24 protein-coding genes are annotated in these 23,899 nt (G+C 45.9%); 3 read left to right on the forward strand and 21 right to left on the reverse strand.

Annotated elements, in window-relative coordinates:
* Positions 1 to 66 precede the first annotated feature (66 nt).
* The 19 genes from F461_RS0101985 to F461_RS0102075 form a co-directional block, all read right to left on the reverse strand.
* Positions 67 to 534: a YybH family protein gene (locus F461_RS0101985; RefSeq protein WP_019999479.1), complete on the reverse strand. Its 468-nt coding sequence runs from the start codon at positions 532 to 534 to the stop codon at positions 67 to 69.
* A 173-nt stretch (positions 535 to 707) separates the two neighbouring features.
* On the reverse strand, positions 708 to 1,910 hold the full coding sequence (locus F461_RS0101990) for a dicarboxylate/amino acid:cation symporter (RefSeq protein WP_019999480.1): 1,203 nt from the start codon (positions 1,908 to 1,910) through the stop codon (positions 708 to 710).
* Positions 1,911 to 2,615: 705 nt separating this feature from the next.
* Positions 2,616 to 3,290 carry a phosphate signaling complex protein PhoU gene (gene phoU, locus F461_RS0101995; protein ID WP_019999481.1) on the reverse strand — a complete coding sequence of 225 codons (675 nt, stop codon included), beginning with the start codon at positions 3,288 to 3,290 and terminating at the stop codon, positions 2,616 to 2,618.
* Positions 3,291 to 3,350: 60 nt separating this feature from the next.
* Positions 3,351 to 4,100, reverse strand: a complete 750-nt coding sequence (gene pstB, locus F461_RS0102000; protein WP_019999482.1) for a phosphate ABC transporter ATP-binding protein PstB — start codon at positions 4,098 to 4,100, stop codon at positions 3,351 to 3,353.
* Positions 4,101 to 4,158: 58 nt separating this feature from the next.
* Positions 4,159 to 4,848 (reverse strand): response regulator, encoded by a 690-nt coding sequence (locus tag F461_RS0102005; RefSeq protein WP_026364567.1) that lies wholly within the window; start codon positions 4,846 to 4,848, stop codon positions 4,159 to 4,161.
* 190 nt (positions 4,849 to 5,038) lie between these two features.
* A complete protein-coding gene (locus F461_RS0102010) occupies positions 5,039 to 5,656 on the reverse strand; it encodes a 3'-5' exonuclease (RefSeq protein ID WP_019999484.1) in 618 nt (205 codons plus the stop codon).
* Positions 5,657 to 5,732: 76 nt separating this feature from the next.
* Positions 5,733 to 7,115: a 4Fe-4S binding protein gene (locus tag F461_RS0102015; protein WP_019999485.1), complete on the reverse strand. Its 1,383-nt coding sequence runs from the start codon at positions 7,113 to 7,115 to the stop codon at positions 5,733 to 5,735.
* 3 nt (positions 7,116 to 7,118) lie between these two features.
* Positions 7,119 to 7,784 carry a 4Fe-4S binding protein gene (locus F461_RS0102020; RefSeq protein WP_019999486.1) on the reverse strand — a complete coding sequence of 222 codons (666 nt, stop codon included), beginning with the start codon at positions 7,782 to 7,784 and terminating at the stop codon, positions 7,119 to 7,121.
* 260 nt (positions 7,785 to 8,044) lie between these two features.
* Entirely contained in the window at positions 8,045 to 9,421 is a 1,377-nt protein-coding gene (mnmE, locus tag F461_RS0102025) for a tRNA uridine-5-carboxymethylaminomethyl(34) synthesis GTPase MnmE (RefSeq protein WP_019999487.1), read from the reverse strand.
* Between the two features lie 89 nt (positions 9,422 to 9,510).
* A complete protein-coding gene (locus F461_RS0102030; protein ID WP_019999488.1) occupies positions 9,511 to 10,686 on the reverse strand; it encodes a protein jag in 1,176 nt (391 codons plus the stop codon).
* 42 nt (positions 10,687 to 10,728) lie between these two features.
* On the reverse strand, positions 10,729 to 12,345 hold the full coding sequence (gene yidC / locus F461_RS0102035; RefSeq protein ID WP_019999489.1) for a membrane protein insertase YidC: 1,617 nt from the start codon (positions 12,343 to 12,345) through the stop codon (positions 10,729 to 10,731).
* A gap of 16 nt (positions 12,346 to 12,361) precedes the next feature.
* The gene (gene yidD, locus F461_RS0102040; RefSeq protein WP_019999490.1) at positions 12,362 to 12,610 is read right to left on the reverse strand and encodes a membrane protein insertion efficiency factor YidD; all 249 of its coding nucleotides are present in this window, start codon (positions 12,608 to 12,610) and stop codon (positions 12,362 to 12,364) included.
* A complete protein-coding gene (gene rnpA / locus F461_RS18415; protein ID WP_026364569.1) occupies positions 12,610 to 12,996 on the reverse strand; it encodes a ribonuclease P protein component in 387 nt (128 codons plus the stop codon). The genes yidD and rnpA overlap by 1 nt, the downstream gene beginning before the upstream one ends.
* A complete protein-coding gene (gene rpmH, locus F461_RS0102050) occupies positions 12,984 to 13,118 on the reverse strand; it encodes a 50S ribosomal protein L34 (RefSeq protein ID WP_019999492.1) in 135 nt (44 codons plus the stop codon). The genes rnpA and rpmH overlap by 13 nt, the downstream gene beginning before the upstream one ends.
* A gap of 205 nt (positions 13,119 to 13,323) precedes the next feature.
* Positions 13,324 to 14,100 (reverse strand): FlgO family outer membrane protein, encoded by a 777-nt coding sequence (locus tag F461_RS18420; RefSeq protein ID WP_019999493.1) that lies wholly within the window; start codon positions 14,098 to 14,100, stop codon positions 13,324 to 13,326.
* A gap of 2 nt (positions 14,101 to 14,102) precedes the next feature.
* Positions 14,103 to 14,768 carry a hypothetical protein gene (locus F461_RS0102060; protein ID WP_019999494.1) on the reverse strand — a complete coding sequence of 222 codons (666 nt, stop codon included), beginning with the start codon at positions 14,766 to 14,768 and terminating at the stop codon, positions 14,103 to 14,105.
* 161 nt (positions 14,769 to 14,929) lie between these two features.
* Positions 14,930 to 16,576 carry a chaperonin GroEL gene (gene groL / locus F461_RS0102065; RefSeq protein ID WP_019999495.1) on the reverse strand — a complete coding sequence of 549 codons (1,647 nt, stop codon included), beginning with the start codon at positions 16,574 to 16,576 and terminating at the stop codon, positions 14,930 to 14,932.
* 41 nt (positions 16,577 to 16,617) lie between these two features.
* Complete coding sequence (gene groES, locus F461_RS0102070; protein WP_019999496.1) at positions 16,618 to 16,902, reverse strand: co-chaperone GroES; 285 nt, start codon at positions 16,900 to 16,902, stop codon at positions 16,618 to 16,620.
* Positions 16,903 to 17,397: 495 nt separating this feature from the next.
* Entirely contained in the window at positions 17,398 to 19,344 is a 1,947-nt protein-coding gene (locus F461_RS0102075) for an ATP-binding cassette domain-containing protein (protein ID WP_019999497.1), read from the reverse strand.
* 172 nt (positions 19,345 to 19,516) lie between these two features.
* On the opposite strand from F461_RS0102075, the gene F461_RS0102080 reads away from it, so the two are divergent.
* A complete protein-coding gene (locus F461_RS0102080; protein WP_019999498.1) occupies positions 19,517 to 19,891 on the forward strand; it encodes a hypothetical protein in 375 nt (124 codons plus the stop codon).
* Between the two features lie 128 nt (positions 19,892 to 20,019).
* Here the strand turns inward: F461_RS0102080 and F461_RS0102085 are convergent, their stop codons facing one another.
* Complete coding sequence (locus tag F461_RS0102085; RefSeq protein ID WP_019999499.1) at positions 20,020 to 20,511, reverse strand: YajQ family cyclic di-GMP-binding protein; 492 nt, start codon at positions 20,509 to 20,511, stop codon at positions 20,020 to 20,022.
* A 14-nt stretch (positions 20,512 to 20,525) separates the two neighbouring features.
* Positions 20,526 to 21,965 (reverse strand): DEAD/DEAH box helicase, encoded by a 1,440-nt coding sequence (locus F461_RS16820; RefSeq protein WP_211211849.1) that lies wholly within the window; start codon positions 21,963 to 21,965, stop codon positions 20,526 to 20,528.
* Between the two features lie 209 nt (positions 21,966 to 22,174).
* Here F461_RS16820 and F461_RS16825 point away from each other — a divergent pair, with 209 nt between their 5' ends.
* Positions 22,175 to 23,119: a phosphotransferase enzyme family protein gene (locus F461_RS16825; protein WP_019999501.1), complete on the forward strand. Its 945-nt coding sequence runs from the start codon at positions 22,175 to 22,177 to the stop codon at positions 23,117 to 23,119.
* Positions 23,120 to 23,197: 78 nt separating this feature from the next.
* On the forward strand, positions 23,198 to 23,806 hold the full coding sequence (gene msrA / locus F461_RS0102100) for a peptide-methionine (S)-S-oxide reductase MsrA (RefSeq protein WP_019999502.1): 609 nt from the start codon (positions 23,198 to 23,200) through the stop codon (positions 23,804 to 23,806).
* Positions 23,807 to 23,899 lie beyond the last annotated feature (93 nt).

Raw genomic sequence — 23,899 nt, forward strand, 5'->3', positions numbered from 1 at the left:
CATACAAAACGGGCTTAAGAATATCTCAAGCCCGTTTTTCCATATACGCTGTGCCAGTCGGCTAAATTACAAGACATTAGATCCGCCATTTTGGTGATCTATAGAAAACAACCACGTCCCGTCTGCCTGTTTCTCCAAGACTTCTATACCGCTACTGACGACTTCTTCTATCTTACCGTCAGGCGTTTTATACACAGAACGGTATTTTGATCTAAACAAAACGGTGTTCTCAGCTTCAACCTGATATACGGTTTCAATATTAAGCGTTTCCACCATATCCACCATTATGGAAAATACTCTGCGAAGACTGCTCTGACCGCTTACTTCCAGCTTTCCATCCCTCAACACCATTACCGCATCATCTGTATACATCGAGCATAATTGATCAATATTTTTCTCATTCATCGCCTTAACAAATAGCGCATGTGCCATATCCGGATCAGTAATTTTCTCCAACGGAATCTCAGCATGTTCTGCAAAAGCACCCACAGGTAAAAACATACACATGATGAGGAAGCTGATTAGTTTTTTCATACTATCTCCATACTCAATTATTACGGGAAGCTATCATGATTTTTTAATTCTATGATACAGCCTCCTCCTATACATGTAAGCACGCAATTATTTCATATGGCTTATCATACTTCTCAATAAAAAAAGGCTCGCAACGGATGTTGCGAGCCTTTTTACGTACGGTATAAAAAAAACTACGAAGCGTTATAAACTTCTTCGTCGAGTTCTTTCTCAGTGCGGGAAACGAGAACAGCAGTCATTGCGTCACCGGAAATGTTAACAGTAGTACGAGCCATATCAAGGATACGGTCGATACCGGCAATGAGCGCGATTCCTTCCATAGGCAGACCTACAGAAGAAAGAATAAGGGAAAGCATAATAAGACCTGCCCCCGGAACACCGGCGGTACCGATAGAAGCGAGAGTACCCGTCAACATAATGGTCGCAATGTTGCCCATGGTAAGGTCGACATTGTATGCCTGTGCAATAAAGAGAGCACATACGCCCTGATAAATTGCAGTTCCATCCATATTAATGGTGGCACCAAGCGGAAGCACAAAGCTGGAAATGGAAGAAGAAACGCCGAGGTTTTTCTCCGTACAACGAATAGTAGCAGGAAGAGTACCGGCACTGGATGTTGTAGAGAATGCCACCATCTGCGCATCAAGGATACCGCGGAAGAACTTTATTGGGTTCAACCGGCCAAACATTGTGATGTAGCCGCCGTAAGTCAGAAGGATATGTAGAATTGCACCGACATAGACTGCACAGATAATTTTTGCGAGAGGCAGAAGAGCATCCAGTCCGTACTGAGCAACAACTTTTGCGATAAGAGCAGCAACACCGTATGGAGCACATGCCATGACAATGGAAGTCATGGTATACATTACTTCTGCAAGAGATTCGAAGAAGGTCTTAACAGGAGCACCTTTTTCGCCGGCAAAGTTAATAGAAAGGCCAATAAAGATTGCAAAGACAATGATCTGCAGGATGTTCCCTTTTACCATTGCATCAATCGGATTTTTAGGAATAAGGCCTGTTAACGTGCTGGAAAGGGAAGGAGCTTCTTTAGCAACCTGTTCCCCTGCCGCAGCAAGGTTCATACCTGCGCCCGGCTGGAGCAGTTCACCAATAATGAGACCGATAGAAATAGCGACCAGAGTGGTGGTGAGGTAAATGCCTATAGTTTTAAAGCTGATACGGCCAAGCTTTTTCACATCGTCCATGCTGGTCATACCAGTAACAAGAGATGCAAATACCAATGGAACGATGAGCATTTTGATAGCATTAATAAACAAAGTCCCTACAGGGGCAATGTATGGTACAAATGCCGGTACAAGCGCACCGATAACCACACCCACAACCATACCGATGAGGATTTGAGTCCACAACTTCATTAAGAGATCTCCTTTACTTGCCGATGCAGCAGCATCAGACAAAATTCATACAAAACAGCAGATTACGGTTTTACAACGACATCTGGCACGCAGACTTCACCCTCCTCTCTGGTAATACAGTCTGCACGTCGCAACCGTCTTTATGCCCCCCCGATAGGTAAGTTAGGCACTTACTAAGAAGGTACATTTTTGAATAAATTCCACGATCATATTCATTCAAAATGAGTCTTTCACACTGCTATCCAAGCAACAAAAAAGGCAGATTTAAGACTGCCATGCGTAACTTGAAGTAGACAAAATTTTATAGTCCTAACGCTGAAAGCTTAGCGTGAATATCGCACCTTTGCTTTTTCGTCAAACAACGCTAACTATCTATTATTACAAATAAACACACTGTACCCTTTTTCTCCTATTTTAGTTTGACTTTCATAGTAAAATTTATTTTTTAACATTTTCGTCATGCAATAACACATTATTCTACATAAAAACTTTCTTTATTTTCAGCATAGTACATAAAAAACCTCTGTACAAATTTTTTGTACAGAGGCTTCATTCGACAATAACGTTTTTTTGCTATTTATGTAAAAAAAACAAAAGAAGCGGAAGCTCACATCTAGGAAAAAAACATGGAAGAAATTTTACCTTTTTTGGGAAATATCCGACTGCCTAAAATCGACACACCAGACAGAGATTCTTTACCATGTTCTACAACCTGTCGTGCTGACTACAAACCTTGTGTTTGATGCTTTCGCCTTCGACAATAAAGACGACGGCTTCACCAATATTAGTGGCAAGATCGCCTACCCGCTCGAGGCTCCGGGAAGACAGAATTGCAGCCACAGCACGCTTAACAGCGGGGGATTCATACCCCATATAGTTAACCAACTCTTTAATCACTTCTACATCAAGCTCGTCACACTCTTCATCCATGCGGCACACTTCGCGGGCAAGCAGAGAATCTCCTTCACGCAGAGCCACAATAGATGTTTTCAACATATCCAGTGCAACATTGCAAAGCTCTTCCAAATTTTGTTCAAAAGGCAATGCAGGCCTGGACGACAGATATTTAGCCTGTCTTGCGATATTTACTGCCTGATCGCCGATCCGCTCCAGATTCACGGCCACACGCATCATTCCCACAATGGAACGAAGATCAACAGCGACTGGTGTATCAAGAGCCAGAAGACGCAAAGACATCTCATCAACTTCACATTCGATCTCATCAATGAGTCTATCATCTTTGATGACACGTTCTGCCAGCTCAACATCTCTCTGTAAAAGTGCCACAGTGGCAAATTCAACAGCATGCTGCGCCCGTGCTGCCATCTCAAGTAATTTAGCCCGTAAAGCATCCAGCTTCACATGAAATTTAGTCTCCATGTATTCTCTCCAAAAACGTTGTCGTATATAATTCGGCGGGTATTATGACTACAGAACTTGTTAACCGAACCTGCCGGTAATGTAATCTTCTGTCTGCTTTTGCGAAGGTCTCGTAAACAGTACTTCCGTTTCACCATGCTCAATGAGTTTCCCCATGTAGAAGAAAGCGGTATTATCAGAAACACGCGCAGCCTGTTGCATGCTGTGTGTAACAATAATGATAGTATACTGTTTTTTAAGCTCAAAAATAAGCTCTTCAATTTTCTGTGTGGCAATAGGATCGAGTGCTGACGCCGGCTCATCCATAAGAAGCACCTCAGGCTCAACTGCCAACGCACGGGCTATACAAAGACGCTGCTGCTGACCTCCGGAAAGTCCTAATGCTGAAGTATCCAGACGATCTTTTACCTCATCCCACAAAGCCGCGTTTCTAAGACTTTCCTCTACCTTTGCAGCAATAAATGAAGCGTCCTTAATGCCGTTAACCCGCAATCCGTAAGCAACATTTTCAAAAATTGTCTTAGGAAACGGATTCGGTTTTTGAAAAACCATTCCAACACGGCGGCGCAGTTCTACCACATCAAGTTTGGGATTATAAATATCTGTCCCTTCAAGAACGATTTCCCCTTCCACACGCGCCACAGGAATAAGGTCGTTCATACGGTTCAGACAGCGTAAAAAGGTAGATTTGCCACAGCCGGATGGACCGATAAGTGCCGTTACCTGATTCTGTTCAAACTCAAGGTTAATATTTTCCAATGCCTGAAAATCACCGTAGTAGAAATTCAGCCCCTTGGCATACATTTTCATATTGATTTACTCCACCATTGCTACAATCATCCCCCAATGCAGTATGCACCAGTGGATGCTATTCTTTAAATCTATATCCGACACCACGCATTGTTTCGATATACTTTGCGTAGTCTCCAATTTTTTGGCGTAACCTACGTACATGTGTATCTACTGTTCGAGCATATCCTTCAAATTCGTATCCCCAGACAGTATTTAACAATTGATCACGTGTACGGACACGACCTTTATTCTTAAGCAGTTCTGCGAGTAGCTTAAATTCAGTTGCTGTCAGCAGCACTTCTTCACCGTCTATAAGAACCTTATACGCATCCATATCCACAACAAGACCGTCCATTTTAAGACTTGTTGCTTTAGCTGCCGGTTCAACCGGAGCATTACGTTTGAGTACGGCACGCACGCGCAAAACCAGTTCACGCGGGCTGAACGGCTTAACCACATAGTCATCTGCACCGAGTTCCAACCCGACAACACGGTCTACTTCTTCACCACGGGCAGTGAGCATTATTACCGGAATAGACTCTGTTTCGGCCTTGCGTTTAAGCATCTTGCAGATATCCAGTCCACTTATGGAAGGCAGCATAATATCCAGAATTACGACGTCCGGAATTTCTGCAATGGCAGCATCCAGCCCTTCCTGACCATCTGCGCGGGTAATTACATCAAACCCTGCCGCCTCAAATGTAAATGTAAGCAGCTGCCTAATGTCTTCATCATCTTCAACAAGCAATATAGTATTGGCCATCAGTTTCCTCCAACTCGCATGACGGTTACATCAGTAATTCATTACAACCTAATGGAGACATGGTTACATCAATATGACAAAATGTATTATTTATGAACAATGGTGTGCAATCATAGCTTTTTTGTTTCAAAAAAACAAAAAAGGCCGAAATCAAACGATTTCGACCTTTTTTGCATTGCTGAAACGCAGTGCATCAATCAAGGGAAACACCAGCCATAAGACCGGTTTCTTCCATTCTAATGTGAATAAGACGGCTAACCCAAGCATCAGTAGCAGCATATACTATCTGTTGATGTGTCAGCTCCTTGTTCGCCCAGTTGGAGCATTGAGCTCCTTTTGAAATCCTGAAATCCAGCAGGTTTGCAGCAAGGTTGCGCAATCCGTGAGTCTCAAGACCAATATGACGGGCGACCTCTCCCAAGTCAACCACACCTCTGTCTCTGAACGGGGACAGCTTCTGTAAATCTTTAATGTCGTCTCTGACGGCTACTCCGGTTTTTAGAATAGAGTCGTCGGCAAGCAACGAAATAAGAGGTTCACTAAAAGATACCCAGTTCAGCTGGATGAGGAAGACAACATCCGAGCACGCTAATTGAACCAAAGAAGGAAGATTAATTTTACCTTTTCTGAAAGTCGGCCTTGTTTCGGTATCAAAACCGAGCAAGTCCTCCTCCTTCATGCGGTTTACTGCATACTGCAGTTCACCTTCTGTGCGAATGAGACAAATGTCGCCATCATATCGCCGTAGCGGTAACGCATTTATCTCTTCTTTGGTAATTTTGCGCTTATATTGTTCTGGATCATACATCATAGTCATATTTCGTGGACTGTAAGATACATGACCGCGATGCTCACGTAAAGCACTTTGGCTAACTACGGTTCATGAACTACATCCTCGCAACACCTAAGAATATCGCATACAAAGATGTAACGAGCACTACAAATATATGAGTGACTCTGGGAGAAGCAATTCCGAAAAACCGAACTTCAGCCGCTCCATGCTTACAGACTGCGGTGCAATCCCGACATAATGAGCAGGAGAAGGCCGGCACCCCTGCCTCCAATCGCTCCGGCGTTATCGCATTGTACCGACAGACCGCAATGCAGGCATTACACTTTGTACAGTCTTTAGAAAAACGTAACCGCCAAGGGCTTATTTTTCCCAAAAGATTCGACATTACACCTAAAGGGCAAAACGAACTGCAATGCACCATCAGCTTCATTCGACGGCTCATAAAAAGCATGACCGCAACACCAGTCATTCCAAAGAGTGCAGCAAGCCAGACCGCAACAACTACCGGGACGCCTGACAACCCCATCCCGAGCGCGATTGCAAAAACAACTACAGCAAGAACAATGCGAACCTTAGGAGCCCATGCAGGCAGACGGCCTGTTCTACCTCTGTGGACACGGCTCATTCTATCATCCCATGCGCCAATGTAGCATAAGTGACTACACCATGCAGAACCCACAAGAAGAACAGACACTGAAAAAAGAATGAGCATAAAAAAGCCGCTGCCTCTAAACAACGGCCCTGCCACAATGAGAGCAGGAACAGGAAGATGCAGTTCGCCGGTCATGAGAAAGGTTTTAAACCCAAGCAATCCCAGCGCAAGCTGGCTAAAAAAGACAAAGGAAAAGAACGCCCATGCATAGGAACGCACCTTGCGCTGCGTACGCCTGTCCAGCAACACCCCGCATAGCCATGCAGCATAGACAGCTATAATAAAGATCTCCACAGACCCGCTTCCCGGAACAAAACGGTCAGCAAGAAGCAGCGTCATATTTTTCGGCATGACACGGCAAAGCCACAAACCACCACTTGCCAAAGCAAACACTGCGGTCTGACTGAGCGCCGTTGATCTCCCTTTAAAAAAACGGGCATCTGCTTTCTCTGTGGTCAGAATCCATGCCCCTAACAGGCTAAAGGCACATACACCGACCATGATCACCACAAGCCGCATCCAAGGCTGCCCTTCCGCCATACGGATTTGAACAAAATCTATCCCTGTCTGAACCCAAAGGAATGAACTGATAAAAAGAGTTGCTGAACAAACAAAGCGCGCCCAGCCGAGTCGGGTAAAAACCAGACCGGACATGGCAACAATAGCAACGGCCAGCCCCATATCACCGAACCGAAAAAAATGTGCAGCCAAAAGCAGCAAGCCCAACACAGGGACAACAAGCCACCCTGCATGAAGCGGAGGAACTGATGGTTCCTCGTAGGCAGTAATCACTGCCGGATCACACTTTTTTTGCGGTGTAGTCATATATTATCCTTTGCAACTAAGTTTTTTTGCCGGATCCAGCCGCTGCATTAATGATTCGTAATTTTCCTCTACAAGAGTGCCGAAACGAAGCTTAGGACGGTACTGTTCCATGTAGTAGAAGACACATTCAGCGACAATTGCAAGAACCTGCTTTTCACAGAAAATTCCGCCAAGCTCGGATGCAAGACGCGGATGCCTGCCCAGTTTACCACCGAGCACTACCCTGTATCCATCTTCCACAGCGCGAATAGCTCGTTCCGGACATTTTTCCATGCACATACCACATTTCATGCACTGCGCCAGATCAAAAACAGGCTCACCCTTGTCATAGGAAATCGCCTTGTCCGGACAAATTCGTCCACATAGTCCGCAATGCGAACACATATCAGGAACAAGCTCCGGCTGCTTTGCGCGAATAATGCCGATATCCGCAACATGAGGCCGCGAACACCCGTTAGGACATGCAGCCACAGAAATTTTAAGCGTATGATGATGCAGTAACGGCCCATTAATTTGTGATCGTAAAAAAGCATCCCACCCTGTCTGCTCCACAACGTTACGTATCGCGGCAGGAAAGGCGTTGTCAGATTGTATTGCAAAACGACAGTTACCACCGGAGATACCGCGACAGGCAGTAATTTCTATAGATTCGACAGCTGGTTTAGACATAAAAACTCCATGGATAATAGGACAACTTGATACCAACAACCGGCACAGCAACGCTTGGAAAAGCGGATGCACTGTTCACGGCACCCGTAGAAAACAGCATGTATATAAAATTCAGGTATCAGGTTGAACCAGTTACATGACAATAAAAAAACGGCACAAAATAGCTGTGACATACATCACACTCTTGTGCCGTCATTCTGGTAGAATTAAGTGCTATCGAGAAATTATCCTGATAAAGGACAACGCTCAAGTACTTACTTTTATTTACCGATACAGAAGCTCTCAAATATTTTATTCAAAATTTCATTCGGCGTTGTTTCGCCTGTAATTTCAGACAAAATCGAGCATGCTGTTTCCAGTCGAACGCCGAGCAGATCATATGGAACTTGCATCGCAAGGTCTTCAAGCAGCCCTTCGAGTTCTGTAGCAGATTGTTCAAGAGCAAGGCTCTGTCGCAAGTTAGGAACCAGATCGCCAGCCTCAGGTTCTTTTGCATCACCATTGCGGGTAAGAATATTAGTTCGGATTGCTTCTGCAAGCATATCCAATCCATCACCCAATTTTGCAGAAATCTGTACTACTGCGCAGTCGGCTGTATCAATTTCCTGTGCTTCATCAACCAAATCCACTTTGTTCCACACAAGAAGAACTTTTTCTGCACCTACAGACGCAATCAACTCTTTTTCATGCTGACCAAGTCCGTGGGTTGCATCAACAACAAGCAGTACCAGATCGGCCTGTGACGCAAGATCACGGCTGAGCCGGACGCCTTCCTGTTCTACGATGTCACCAGTCTCACGAAGCCCTGCTGTATCAACAAGTCGAATTGGCAAACCATCAAAAGTTAGATGTTCTTCCAAAAAATCACGGGTTGTACCCGGAATATCGGTGACAATAGCACGCTTACGACCAAGCAGACCGTTCATCAAGCTTGATTTTCCTGCGTTTACCTGCCCTGCGAGGACAACAAGCGCGCCATCGCGCCAACAGCGAGCACGGTCGAAGTTTCCAAGCAATGTACGAAGTGCGTCCATTACGGACGTAATGTCGTCAGTAAATTCCTGCGGATCGAGACATTCCAAATCTTCTTCCGGAAAATCCACAGCAACACACAGTTTCATACGAACGATTTCGAGGCGGGTACGCAGTTCACCAATACGCTGCCCAAGCAAGCCATCCAGTTTTGCCTGAGCAAGGCGGACACCTTCACGAGCCGGAGCTGCAATCATTTCTGCAATAGCTTCAACCTGTGTTAAGTCCATACGCCCGTTCAGGAAAGCGCGCTTGGAAAATTCACCACAGTCTGCGGGACGTGCGCCAAGGGAAAAAATCGCCTCAAGCACACTGCTTAAAATTGCCGGCCCACCATGACAGTGGATTTCGGCACTTTCTTCACCGGTGAACGTATTCGTACCCGGCATATGCACAACCAGCACATCGTCCAGATCTTCACCTTTTGCATCCAAAATGTGTCCATGATGAAGCACCCAAGGGCGAAAATCTGTAAAACTTTTGCTGGAAGAGCGGAACAGCTTGCGAAGGATAGCACCGGAATCATCACCGCTGATGCGGATAATACCGATACCGCCCTGCCCCATTGCTGTGGCGATTGCTGCAATTGTATCGTTCTGGGTCATGTGACTGTGTCCTAAAATATTTTCATAAGAGTAACACAAAAAAGAGGAGCCGAGGGCTCCTCTTTTTTAATGACTGTATCGTCAAAACGCTATTTGCGCTTACGACCGATGATAACACGCTTGAGCGGGCCATCACCTTTACTGCGGGTCTGGATTTCGTCATCCTCTTGCAAAGCAAGATGAACCACGCGGCGATGGTAGGAGCTGAGCGGACGAGTTGACTGCGGTTTTCCCATGCTTTTAGCTTTTTCAGCCAAATGCAGAGCTATGTCGCGCAATTTATCATCCTGACGCTCACGGTAGTCGCCAGTATCCAGTTGAACTCGCACTGCAACACCGAACATCTTAGCGATAATACGGTTTGCAAGATACTGGAATGAAGCAAGAGTCTGGCCTTCACGACCAATCAGGAGTCCAGAATTCTCACCGCTTGAAATGGAAGCTTTAACGCGTCCGTCTTCAATACGGGCTTCAACCGGAGTCTCACCGATTACAGGAGTAATAAGGCGGTTTACTACTTCTGTTACCACCTTCAAAAGCTCAGTCTGATCGAGCTCATCAAGGTTTGCTTCAGGGATCGGATCCGCTTTTACCGGTTCAAATGCAGTTTCCGGTTTTGAAGCCGGACGCTGTCTTCTTGGAGCCGGAGCATTATCCTGTTTCGGAGAATGCTGTTTCTGCGGACGACGGCGCTGGTTATTACGACCACGCGCTTGTCCTTCCTGCGTCTCTTCGCCTGTCTCTTGTTTTTTACGAGCAGGTTTTGCACCTTGAGGCTTTTCAGAAGGCCTCTGAGTCAGTTTTTTCTGACCACGGCTGCCTTCCGGCTTAGAGCGCTGGGAACGACCACGTTCCTGTTTTGGTTTTGCAGTCTGAGCTTCTTCGGAAGAGGCTTCAGGCTTTTCTTTTGCTTTTTGTTGATTAACAGGCTGAGGCTTTTCAGAACGTTTATTTGGACGTTCCTGCCGTTGTTTCGGCTTCTCAGTCTTGCGCTCGGTTGTTGGTTCCGCCGTAACCGATGCGGCATTTTTCTTAGATCGTCGGGAAGTCTCTGAAGGGGCAGACAATGCCTGCGAATCAAACTGAACCTGCATTCTGCGGGCTCTAATTCTAGCTTTCTTTGCCCCAACTAAACCAAAAATACCGGTCTTCGCGTCATTAATGAGGTCAATTTCCAGTTTTTCCCGAGGACTATTGAAGTAGCTGCACGCTTCCTCAATAGCGCTGTCAAGGGTTTTACCCTTGAACTCTTTGTATCCATCCATGCATACACCTCAGAAGGTAATCGCGTTTCAAAAACAGAGGCGTTACGCCTTACGTAGCATGAGCCACTGCTGGAAGATGGAGAGCACGTTGTTTACAAGCCAATACACCACAAGACCGGCAGGGAAGTTCAAGAACATAAACGTAAAGACTACTGGCATGATGAGCATCATCTTACGCTGAGTCGGGTCGCCGGTGCTCGGGCTGAGCAGCTGCTGGAGCAGCATGGTTGCACCCATCACAATAGGAGTGATGTAGTATGGGTCTGGTGCAGATAAGTCAGAAAGCCAAGGCATGTTTGTAAACGGCAAGAAATCAATGAAAGAAGCATGACGCAACTGAATTGCGTTAAGCAACGCCTGATATAAGCCGAAGAACACTGGAATCTGGATAACCATCGGCAGACAACCACCTACAGGGTTTACCTTGTAAGTTTTGTACAATGCCATGACTTCCGCATTCTGTTTTTCGCGATCATCTGCATACTTTTCGCGAATCTTCTGCATCATAGGCTGGAGCTTTTTCATAGACTCCATTGATTTATAGCTCTTACGAGACAATGGCCAGAATGCTATCTTGATAAGAATGGTAAGCAAGATAATTGCTACACCGTAGTTACCTACATATTGCTCAAAGAAGTTAATCATTTTGAGCATTGGCACTGCGAGAACAGTAAAGAATCCGTAGTTTTCAGCTGCGCTCAAAGTATTAGGAGCGGCGGCAAGATACTTGGTGATCTTAGGGCCAAAGTAGTAGGTGGCAGTCGAAGTTGACAGGTTACCGGGAGCAATTCCGATATTATCTTTTTCAAGAGCAATTCTATACACGCCGCTCTGGAACTTAGCTTTCAGAGCAAGATCAGCACCTTTAGGTGCTATGGCTGCAATAAAGTAGTTGCTTTCCACACCTGCCCACATCATAGGCAGAGTGCTGCTGATGCCGTTTCCGAGATCTTCAACATCATCTTCAGTATCAAGACCTTCGGCGTCAGTAAACCATGCAACACGTGTTTTATTGTACGGGTTGCCAGCGTCGGCCATACTGTCGGCATCAAGAGTGTAGTCCAATCGAACATTACGCGGGCTGGTACCTGCGTTAATGATATTAGTCTTTTCAGTAATGGTGTAGGTATCTGCTGTAAATGAGAATTCACGCTCAATACGCAACCCATTAACTTCACCAACAAACACGAGCATACCGTTCTTACCATTTTCGAGGGTAAGATCAGAGCCTTTCAAGCTCCATGCTGCATTTTCCCAGGTACGGTCGCCATCAATAAGGAGGCCAAGAGGAGCAAATGCAGAAGCTGGTTTGCCGATGAGATCAACTTTTGGAGAATCAGGGGTATTTTCAGCTTTGTAATTTTTAAGAACAAAGCTCTGCAACACACCGCCATTAGAATGGAATATCGCAGTGTAAAGGGGAGTATCAACAGTAACAGTGCGTCCATTTTCAGCTTTGAAAACTGGCAGTTCTGGTGCTGGTGTGTTTTGTGCTGGCTGAACCTTCGCAGGGGCTTTGGAATCTGCCTTTGCAGTTTCTTGTACTGCAGTCTGTTCAACAGGCTGCGGTAACCACCCCATGTACTCGGCAAGGTAATTCCACCCAACGGTGATAACCAGGCAGAGCACAACGGTAATTATGACTCGGTTTTTATCCATGGGCCCTCAATAGCTCCTATGCATAGGGATTTTTATCTTTGGAAGGCGGGACGGGATCGTGCCCCCCTGCAGACCAGGGGTTACAACGCAAAATGCGCCATACGGCAAGAGCGGATCCCTTCAAGAAGCCGTGGCGCATCACGGCCTGCGCCGCATACTCTGAACACGTAGGGACAAAGCGGCAAGCAGGCGGAAAAAGAGGCGAAATACAGAGCTGGTAAAATCGTATAGGCGCTACCAGCAGCGTGCGGAAGAGTTTCTTCATTACGCTTCGTCTTCCCCATCCCGAGCTGACCTTTCACGTAGCTTGTGAATGATAGGCAAAAGTTCCTGTGTGACAAAATGCAGGTCAACACACTCAGGATTCAATCGGCGTTTTGGCACAACAACTAAATCAATGCCGTTCGGTATTTCCCGCTGATTCAGTCGAAAAAACTCACGCAACACACGTTTCACGCGGTTACGTTGTACTGCCGATCCTGTTTTCTTCGTTACAGCCAACCCCACTCGCCATAAGGCGAGGGGTTCTTCCTTTTCTAAAACAAACAGAACGAAATTTTTAGAAAAGTATCGGCGGCCTTCATCGTAACATTTTACGAATTCAGGCCGCCGGGTCAGCCGATGTGTTCTTGGGAACGTTAGGCAGATAATTTCGCACGACCTTTAGCGCGTCTGCGACGAAGAATCGCACGACCACCAACGGTTTTGAGACGAGCACGAAAACCGTGGGTTCTTTTGCGCTTAATTTTGCTAGGCTGGTAAGTTCTCTTCATGAGATGACTCCTTTAAAAAAATGAACGGCCTCTTCTACAGAGTTAATACGTTCACGTCAAGTTTATCATAAACATACAAAACGTCAGCCCCCGTTTTACCGGCAGCTGACTATAAATAACAAAATATAGTACCGAACAGCTGTGTATACATAGAGGGTTTTGCTTGTACCATCAAGCATAAACCCTCACTTATAGCTATTTTTCACTACCTTTTTAAATCAGCTGCATTCGCAGGCGAACTCAGTTCTGGAAAGTTTGTCAGATCAACCTGTCCATCTACCTCGGGCATAATCATATCTGGTGCAGACAACATAGCGCCTTTTTTGACTTTTGTCCTTTTTTCAGATGAAGAATATGCATTAGGCCGCTTATTATACATTGCCCACAAGTCACGCTGCTCACCTTTGTCTTCCCGAAGCAATACAGCAAACTCGCGTCTGTTTTTCAGCGTATATTCATGTGCAGCCATGACCACACCGTCCGCAACACGCAGCAATCTGATAGAAACATAGACTCTATATGGCGTCGGCACGTAGCTGCCTACGAGTACTACCTGCGCATTGTACTCCTTTTTCATCAATTCGGATACATCACGGCTTAAAATAAATTCACCCTCTCTCGGGATAATGGAATATTCTTTTTTAAGACGAGACTCTAAAACCTTATATCCGAACTGGCTGATGCGGGATGCAATCTGCTGCATAACAAGTCTTCCAAGCATGGAAGAATGGCGAAGATCGTCCAGCTGAACCATGCTTGCAATAAGCACAGGGCTGTTGCGGCTCACTTTGCCGCTCATTTGCTCTGCGATCACGTCTGCTGCCATAAAGTTCTCAGCAGAAAGTGATGAAGGCTCAAAACGCAGATCGGGCAAGGTTATAATCTGTTCAGGCGCGGGAGGTAACACGCTGCCGCGCTCCGCAAATGCTGCCGCTGGTAACAAACATGCAACCGCTGCTAAAAGAATCAGAACGTTTCGCATTACTACTCTCCTGTAACCTTAATTGTTCGAGTAGGAAATTCTTCCACCTGATATCCACGCTCATATGGAGAAACGAAGTTAGCCTGCTGATCACCTGCTACGCGCAAAATTGAAGAGGCATGCATCACATAACGGTTATTGTAACTCATGCCTACAGACAAGATGATAGGCCTGTCTTCATCACTTCCAGAGGGTTCATACCGCAGGGAGGCCATGTTTTTGCCCCCGCCGTATCCTTCAAGAGTATCGTTCTCACTGGAAGCACTGTTCACCGGCATAAGAGCACGGTTATCTGACGAAACAGGAAGAGTAGCATAACTCAATATGATCATTTCCTCTTCACGCTCAACCGCCACCTGTAATCCGCGGCTGATAAGCTCTGTATGCAGCAAACTGTAAAATCCTGTATCAAAGGCGCGGTCACTCAACGGACGCATATAAATTGGCTTCCCTTCAAGATCCGGTCTATCCTTAATAGATTTGGCCACGTGCTTGGCAACCTCTGCCGCCCAGTCGCTCCAATCATCCACAGCGATAAAATCTTCGTATACTACGGGCGACGTTGTACGCGCAAATGTAGCCTTCCGCCTTACTTTTAAACAACCAGCTGTTGCTAATACCAGAACAACCACAAGTGTAATTGTCCATATTCTTCTAAAATTGTGCATGTGCGCCTCTTCACGTTAATTGTACAAATCGTCCACGAAGACGTTTTCTACCTACTTTTCGGAAGACAGCGCAGTATCTTTAATAATCTGCTAATACACAAAAAAGGCCGGAGCAAAAGCTCCGGCCTTTAATAGCAATATAGCTAGATAGACTGTACTGACTAGTACATGCCACCCATGCCGCCCATGCCGCCCATGCCGCCTGGCATTGCAGGAGCTGCAGCACCAGCAGGTTCAGGCTTATCTGCAATTGCGCACTCAGTGGTGAGCAGGAGAGAAGCAACAGAAGCTGCGTTCTGCAGAGCGATACGGGTTACTTTTTTAGGATCGATAACGCCGGACTTGATAAGGTCTTCATATTCGCCGATTGCAGCGTTGAAGCCCATGCCGTCTTTACCGTCTTTTACTTTCTCAACGATTACGGAACCTTCAAAACCAGCGTTAGCTGCGATCTGACGAAGAGGCTCTTCGATAGCGCGACGGATGATGCGTACGCCAGCAGCTTCATCGTCGTCAGCAGGTTTTACGTCATCGAGAACAACGGAAACACGAACGAGAGCAGTACCACCGCCAGGAACAATGCCTTCTTCAACAGCAGCACGAGTTGCGTTGAGAGCATCTTCTACACGGTCTTTTTTCTCTTTCATTTCGGTTTCAGTTGCTGCGCCAACGTTGATAACTGCTACGCCACCAACGATTTTAGCAAGACGTTCCTGAAGTTTTTCACGATCGTAGTCAGAAGAAGACTCTTCAATCTGAGCACGGATCATTTTACCGCGTGCTTTGATGTCTTCAGCTTTACCAGCACCGTGAACGATAGTGGTGTTTTCTTTGTCAACTACTACGCGTTTAGCGGAACCGAGTTCTGCAACGGTGATAGCTTCGAGTTTAACACCCATTTCTTCAGAAACAACCTGACCACCGGTGAGGACAGCGATGTCTTCAAGCATTGCTTTACGACGTTCGCCAAAGCCAGGAGCTTTAACAGCAGCAACGTTAAGGGTACCGCGGAGTTTGTTAACAACGAGAGCTGCAAGAGCTTCGCCGTCTACATCTTCAGCGATGATAACGAGTGGCTTGGACATTTTAGCAACCTGTTCGAGAACAGGGAGCATGTCTTTCATATTAGAAATTTTCTTTTCGCAGATAAGGATGAGAGGCTCGTCCATTTCTGCAACCATTTTGTCTGCATTGGTTACAAAGTAAGGAGAAAGGTAACCACGATCGAACTGCATACCTTCAACTACGTCGAGAGTAGTTTCGAGGCCTTTTGCTTCTTCAACAGTGATAACGCCTTCTTTACCAACTTTGCTCATTGCTTCTGCAATGATGTTACCGATGGTAGCATCGGAGTTAGCAGAGATGGTACCAACCTGTGCGATTTCTTTCTGGTCGCGGGTTGGTTTAGCAAGAGCGTTAAGTTCGCCGACAAGAGCTTCAACAGCTTTGTCTACACCGCGTTTAATAGCCATTGGGTTACGGCCGGCAGCAACGAGTTTTACGCCTTCGCGGTAGATTGCCTGAGCGAGGATGGTAGCAGTAGTAGTACCGTCACCAGCGATGTCAGAAGTTTTAGAAGCAACTTCTTTAACCATCTGTGCGCCCATGTTTTCGAACTTGTCTTCGAGTTCGATTTCTTTAGCAACAGAAACACCGTCTTTTGTGATAACAGGAGCACCGAAAGATTTTTCGATAACAACGTTACGGCCTTTAGGGCCGAGGGTCACTTTAACAGCGTTAGCAAGTTTATCTACGCCACGAGAAAGGCTTTCGCGAGCTTTAACGTCAAAAAGAATTTCTTTAGCCATTTTGGTATATCTCCTAAGAATCTAAAGAGAGGAAAAAAATATTAAGCGATAATTGCGAGAACGTCTTCTTCGCGCATTACGAGGTATTCTTCGCCGTCGATATTGATTTCGTTACCTGCATATTTGTTAAAAAGAACAACGTCGCCAACGTTAACAGTCATAGCGATGGTGTTACCATTTTCAACACGACCAGGGCCTGCAGCAACGATCTCACCGCGAGAAGGTTTTTCTTTGGCAGTGTCAGGGATGTAGAGACCGCCAGCAGTCTTCTCTTCAGCTTCAAGGCGTTTTACCAGAACTCGATCGCTCAGTGGCTTCAGATTCATAAGTATAAACCTCCAACATAATGTTACTATCTAAATTCTCGACTGCCACATTAATATGAGCCAGCCTTGTACCCTGCCTGTAATTTGCTTAAAAACAAATGCATTACACAAAAAAAGGCAAAGCAACCAATTACTATTTAAATCAGACCCGAGGAAGATTGTTCCATCGGGTTGCATACTTATTCAAAGCTGTCAGGGAGTATAAATCGGTTTTTATGATTGAAAAGGGGGTGAAGTAATTTTTTTTCACCTTTTTTAATCTTTTCCATAAAAAACAAACAGTTAGCAATTTTATTTTTTCTACCATATTGCCTTGTCTTCACCTGCACCACGCTGTTTGACTACTAAGCAATGCTATGTTGTTGTGAATGGTTAGCAATACGAAACAATAAATCCCGCAAACAGGTGCACGGCTATAGCCCAAGCACAACAAACTCACAAGCACTAATCAGGCAACGTTGATTTGTACCTGCCGCTACTGGCACAATGAAAAAACTATTTTTCAAGCGGTGAAAGCTCAGCAGCACGTGCTTCAACTTCTTCCCAGCGCATCATTACAGCTTCCTGCTCTTCTGCAAGAGCCTCCAGTCGCGCCGTGGTCTTTTCAAACTCTTCAGGACTGTCAGCATACAGCTGCGGGTCGGCAAGCTTGGTTTCCAATGCCCCCTGCTCTTCTTCCATGCTTTCAAGTTTAGCCGGAATTTCTTCCAACTCCTTGCGCAGCATATCCAACTCGCGCTGTTCATTATACGACAGTTTTTTCGGCTTATCAGATTCTTTTTTCGATTCAGATTTTTCCTGAACAGCTTTCCTGCTGGCTGCTTTTTCCACTTCACGATCCTGACGCTGGCGCTGCCAGTCATCATATCCACCAACGTACTCATTGATAACGCCGTCGCCTTCGAACGCCAAAGTGGAGGTCACCACGTTGTTCACAAAAGCTCGGTCATGGCTAACAATCAAGACTGTTCCTGCAAATTCTACAAGCTGCGCTTCCAGCAACTCCAATGTTTCCACATCAAGGTCGTTTGTCGGTTCGTCAAGTACCAGAACGTTACACGGCTGGGTAAACAGCTTTGCCAATAACAAACGGTTACGCTCTCCACCGGACAGCGTATTTACCGTCATATTCATCCGCTCAGGATCGAACAGAAAATCTTTCAGGTATCCGACTACATGTTTACGGACTCCGCCGATCTCAACAGTATCGTTCCCGTTTGCTACGTTATCACGTACGGACTTGTTTTCATCCAGAATATTACGCAACTGATCGAAGTATGCGACTTCAAGCTTGGTTCCGTCCTGAATTGTCCCTGCCTGTGGAGTAAGCTCACCAAGCAATAAGCGCAGCAGTGTTGTTTTACCGATGCCGTTCGGCCCAATAAGGGCAACCTTATCACCGCGGGAAATAATCGTAGAAAAATTGTTGATTACCGGTTTGGTCGCATCCGGATATGCGTAGGTCACATGCTCTGCCTTTACTACAACCTTACCGGAACGGTCAGCCACCTGCACAGCCAGCCCCACGTTACCGGAACGATCCCTGCGCTTCGCACGTTCCTTGCGCAAGTCCTGCAATGCCCGCACGCGCCCCATATTACGGGTACGACGAGCTTTGATGCCTTTGCGGATCCAAACTTCCTCTTCTTTAAGCTTCTGGTCCATACGGCGCCATTCTTCATCTTCCGCATGCAGAACTTCTTCTTTACGAACCAGAAACGTATCGTAATCACAAGACCAGTCGGCAAGGTGCCCGCGGTCCAGTTCTACAATTCGGTTGGCTACTTTGCGTAAAAACATTCTATCGTGAGTAATAAGCACGAGAGACTTTACATAGCGCAATAAAAATTCTTCAAGCCATGTGATAGATTCCACATCAAGATGGTTAGTAGGCTCGTCAAGCAACAACAAATCAGGCTCTGAAGCAAGCGCGCGCGCAAGCATTGTGCGACGTTTTACCCCGCCTGATAATGATGAGAACTCTGCATCTGCATCAAGCTTCAGGTGGTTTATCACAGTCTGGATTTTTTGATGCAGCTCCCAGCCACCCTTTTCATCCAGCACGTGCTGTGCCTTGGACATAGCTGCCAACGCCGCATCCGCATCATCACCGGAATCCAGCAAAACAGAAGCGTCATGGTACGCAGCAAGCGCCTCACCCAGTTCGCCGAGGCCGGAAGCCACTACGCTGTACACGTTACCTGTAATATCTTCAGGCACTTCCTGAGAAAGCATTGCAACTTTCAAACCCTGCTGACGTGCAACCACGCCACCATCAGGTTTAATGTCGCCGAACATAAGCTTCATAAAGGTAGATTTACCCGCGCCGTTACGACCAAGCAGGCAAACCCGCTGTCCTTCTTCAATCTGCAAACTCACACCGGACAACAGTTCCGGCCCGCTCAGAGTAAGTGAAACATTCTGTATACTTAAAAGTGCCATATATTATCTCCAAACCGAACATACATAAAATTCAGGTCTGTGTTGTATATGGGGGAACGATAATTCGCAAGGAAGCAATCAACTGTTGATTCTTTGCTCTACCTGATTCATGCCTCTTGGAATAACCATCTTTCGGTGGTACCATTCTCTACAAATGGAGGAATAAAACGACATGCGAGTGAAACCAATTGAAGAACTCATCTCCGTACTTTCAGAGCAAGCCAAGCAAGTTGAACAATTAGAAAATCTGGCAGAAACTCTGATACAGGATCCACAACAGGGTCAACGTTACCGTTCCGTATTAGAAGAAAAGGCACGCCTGCTCTCCGGACTGGCGCAACTCACACACCCCATAACTAAAAAAATGCCTACCGAAAAAGCGTCACCTGTTAAGCTTCAGCTTAGCAAATTTGCCCAAAGCGCAACTACCTCGCTGCGCATCGGGTCTCCATTCTATATGTCCGCCCTTCTTTATCCTCAAGATTACCAACAGGGGCAACCGAACGATCTTGAGCTGTTCATTGAACAACTCAAGGACCTGCAATAATAAAAAAGGATTATCCTAGTCAGCTAGAATAATCCTTTCATTTCACACAAGATAGTAAAGCGTAAGCCGCAAGTTTTACAAAAACGGACTCAACCCGCAGGCAAAATTTTCTGGAGAGTCCTAAAGACCTAACTTTTCATGTTCACAAACTGAAGCGGAATGCCGTAATCTGCTTCACGCAGCATTGCCATTACGGCCTGAAGATCGTCTATCTTCTTGCCGGTCACGCGCAGTTGATCGTCCTGAATCTGAGCTTGTACTTTAAGCTTGGACGCTTTGATTTCTTTGACCATTTTTTTAGCAAGATCTTTTTCAATACCTTCTTTGAAAACAACTTCACGCTTGAGCGCACCTTTAGAGGTTGGCTCCGGATCCTTGAATTCAAGAATCTGCGGGTCTACTTTTCGGCGCAGGCAATGAGTTTTGAGCATTTCTGCCACTGCTTTCATCTTGAGTTCATCCCCTGCGAGGATGCTGAGGCGTTTATTGCCTTTATCAAGATTGATTTCTGTTGTTGTGCCACGGAAATCATAACGCGTTTCAACTTCTTTTTTCACGTTATTCACAGCGTTATCAAGTTCCTGCAAATCAACTTTATTCACTACGTCAAAGGATGGCATTGTATAGTCTCCTACTATGACTGACTTTCGTCTGTTTCTTGAATTTTTTTCTCTTCGATTCTCAGCTTCTGAAGCTTACGCGGCGCATGCGGTTGCTTGAGCGCTGTACGTGATGCCGGACGCAACTCGAGCACTTCCAGCTTGGTCTTTTTCTCTGCCGGTTTTGAGATAACCCGGGCTTTTGCCTGCGGGCTGCCCGGCATCGTCTGACGCGCAGGACGATTGCGGGGAGTTGCTTGTTCTGCACCAAGCATAGACCCTTTCTTACGAATACGTGCAGGACGCGGCTGCTTTTTCAGCTTGGCAGGTTTTGCGGCCGTGCTTCGTTGCTGCGCACTGTAGTCAAAATTGTCCAAGTAGCAACAGATAATCTCATCATCAAAGGCGCGCTCCAACGTTTTCATCATCGGCGCATCTTCAGGCGATACAAAGGTAAAGGCACTACCTGTGGCGCTTGCCCTACCCGTTCTACCGATACGATGAATATAGGTATCCACCGTCGGCGGGAAATCGTAATTAATAACATGAGAAACGCAAGAAATATCCAACCCGCGGGCAGCAATGTCTGTCGCGACCAAAATTGCATACTTACCACGCCGGAACCCGCACATGGCTTCCTGCCGTCTGCGCTGAGTTAACTTACCCTGAAGACACGTTACATCAAATCCCGCCTTCCCCAGCTGTCTCCACAACCGTTTGGCACCATACCGGGTACGGACAAAGACAATGAGAGACTGAAAATCCAATGATCGCAATATAGTCTTTAACAATGGGGTCTTCAAATGCTGTTCAACCGGATAAATTGCGTGGGAGACAGTTTCAACAGGCGCTATTGAATCTACCTGAATATGCAAGGGATTATTCATAGCGTAATTTGCCATACGCTCAAGATCATCCGGCATAGTTGCAGAAAAAAGAAGCGTCTGTTCCCGACCGCCAGTAAGCTGTAAAATCTGCTGAATATCTTTGATGAACCCCATATCGAGCATCATATCTGCCTCATCCAGCACCAGCATTTTTACATTGGAAAGGTCTATAGATTTACGGCGCACGTGATCAAGCAACCTTCCCGGACATGCCACTACGATATCAACATCCCCTTTTAGCTGCTGCCGCTGGGAATGCAACCCGACACCACCAAATATGGTAACACAGCTCAGGTCTGTCTTGCGAATCATCTGATAAATGTCGGATGAAATCTGCACCGCAAGTTCACGTGTAGGGGCTACCACAAGTGCACGGACACCACCGCCAGGACTGGTAAGCAACTTATGCAGCATAGGCAATACATACGCCAAAGTCTTACCGGTTCCGGTTCGAGCCAATCCAAGCAAATCATGCCCCGCTAAGGCAGGGGGCACTGCTTTTTCCTGAATTGGAGTAGGCACTGTAAAGCCTTGATCAGAAATAGCATCCAGTAACATTGGATGCATAGAAAAATGAGCGAAACTCACGGTACAATCCTTGAAAAACGTAATTGCAAAAAACTTGCACTGCTTCTTAACAATACCCATGAGACCCGCTTAGCGCAATGTTTTCCGCATACATCATGCCAATTTACCTACGAAAACGCTTTCATTTTTGTGATTTTATCTGGACACCCTTGCACTCAAAAGTTATTTATTAAAATCGATATTAGTTACCATTAACAAAAAATACTACTATGAACACACTTTTTGAAAAATTTTCTCTCACATTTGAGCGTCAGCGATCAGACCTTGAAATCTCCGGCAGTCCGGAACGCTGCATTGACCGTCTTGTTGTTGAAGACGCTGACGGAACTCTATGGCTAGTGGAAAAACTTAAGGAAGCTCAGGCTGACTGGCGGAACACAGTGGGTACACTTCTTTCGCAGTTACATGAGAAGAACGTGCCATATATTCATACTCCAGCACAATCAGCAGACGGCAATACAATTGTCATTCATGAAAACAATCCGTACCAGATAACACCCTTTATTATAGGTACAGATCTGCCACGGCCGGAATATTGTGCAGACAAGGAGCGAGGTCAAAGGATCGGCGACTTCATCAACGCGCTACAGTCCGCAGGAAAACAAATTTCGACACCGGAACGCTCAACGCCACCACTTCCTGAATACGTGGCAGAAACAGTAAAAACTATAAAATCACATAGGCCGGATATTACCAAAAAGCTTAGTCCCATTCTGCCATTATTAGACTCTTTTTTTTCCGAACACGACTCCATCCCTCTTGCGTTGGCGCATGGAGATTGCCATCCGTTGAATATTATTTGGCACAACAATGAGGTAGCGGGGGTCATTGATTGGGAATTTACCGGAGAAAAAATTGTCCTCTACGATGCAGCAAACTGCATAGGTTGCGTCGGGATAGAGCACCCTAACTGGCTGATTAATGGGCTTGTACCTGAACTTATTGCCACACTTTATACGCAGAACAAGCTGTTTGCTGCCAATATTCATCATCTCATTCCAACAGTTATTGCGTTACGATTTGCATGGCTCTCTGAATGGCTGCGCAAGCAGGACACAGAAATGCAGAACATGGAGTTGGATTACATGCGATTACTGGCTACAAGCCGCCAAGAAATAGAATCTTTCTGGAAACAACGGTACTCCATGCAGTAGTTCTTTATCCTGCGGCTCATATCCCCGTACAGTTTTGACTATGCTAAACTTACGGGGAGACTCCAAAGGAGAGCATCAATGGCTAGATACAAAACAAATCTTTTAGCATTACTCTTGGTGGGTGTTATGACAAGTTTTACCACACAGGCGAGTGCTGCCCCTAAAGCTTCTGCTTTTTTTGCCGGCGGTTGTTTCTGGTGTATGCAGCCTGCTTTCGACAAGGTTCACGGTGTACTGGAGACCGTCGTGGGTTACACAGGCGGTAAAACGATAGCTCCGACGTACGAACAAGTAGGTACCGGAACCACAGGGCACTTTGAAGCGATCAAAGTTGTCTATGACCCAGAAAAAGTAACCTACGAAGGACTGCTTAAAATTTTCTGGCACAACATTGATCCGTTTGATGACAAAGGGCAGTTCTGTGACAAAGGGCCTACATATCTCAGCGCTATTTTCTACACCAATCTGACTGAAGAAAAACTGGCTGAAGCCAGCAAAAAGAAGGTGGAAGAAAGCTTTAAACGCCCTGTAGCCACTCTCATCATTAAAGCCAATCAATTCTGGCCTGCTGAAACATACCACCAGAACTACTACACAAAAAATCCAATCCGCTATAAATTCTACCGTTACAATTGTAGAAGAGATGCCCGCCTTCTAGATATCTGGGGCCCCGACAGCAAACATTAAGTAAACCATAAAAAACGAGCCGTTCACTTCATGAAAGGCTCGTTTTTTTTTAACCTACTCGGCAAGATGGTAACCTGAACAAGAAAAAAGCTG

Origin of the sequence: Halodesulfovibrio aestuarii DSM 17919 = ATCC 29578, from assembly GCF_000384815.1 — a bacterium.
Lineage (GTDB): Bacteria > Desulfobacterota > Desulfovibrionia > Desulfovibrionales > Desulfovibrionaceae > Halodesulfovibrio > Halodesulfovibrio aestuarii.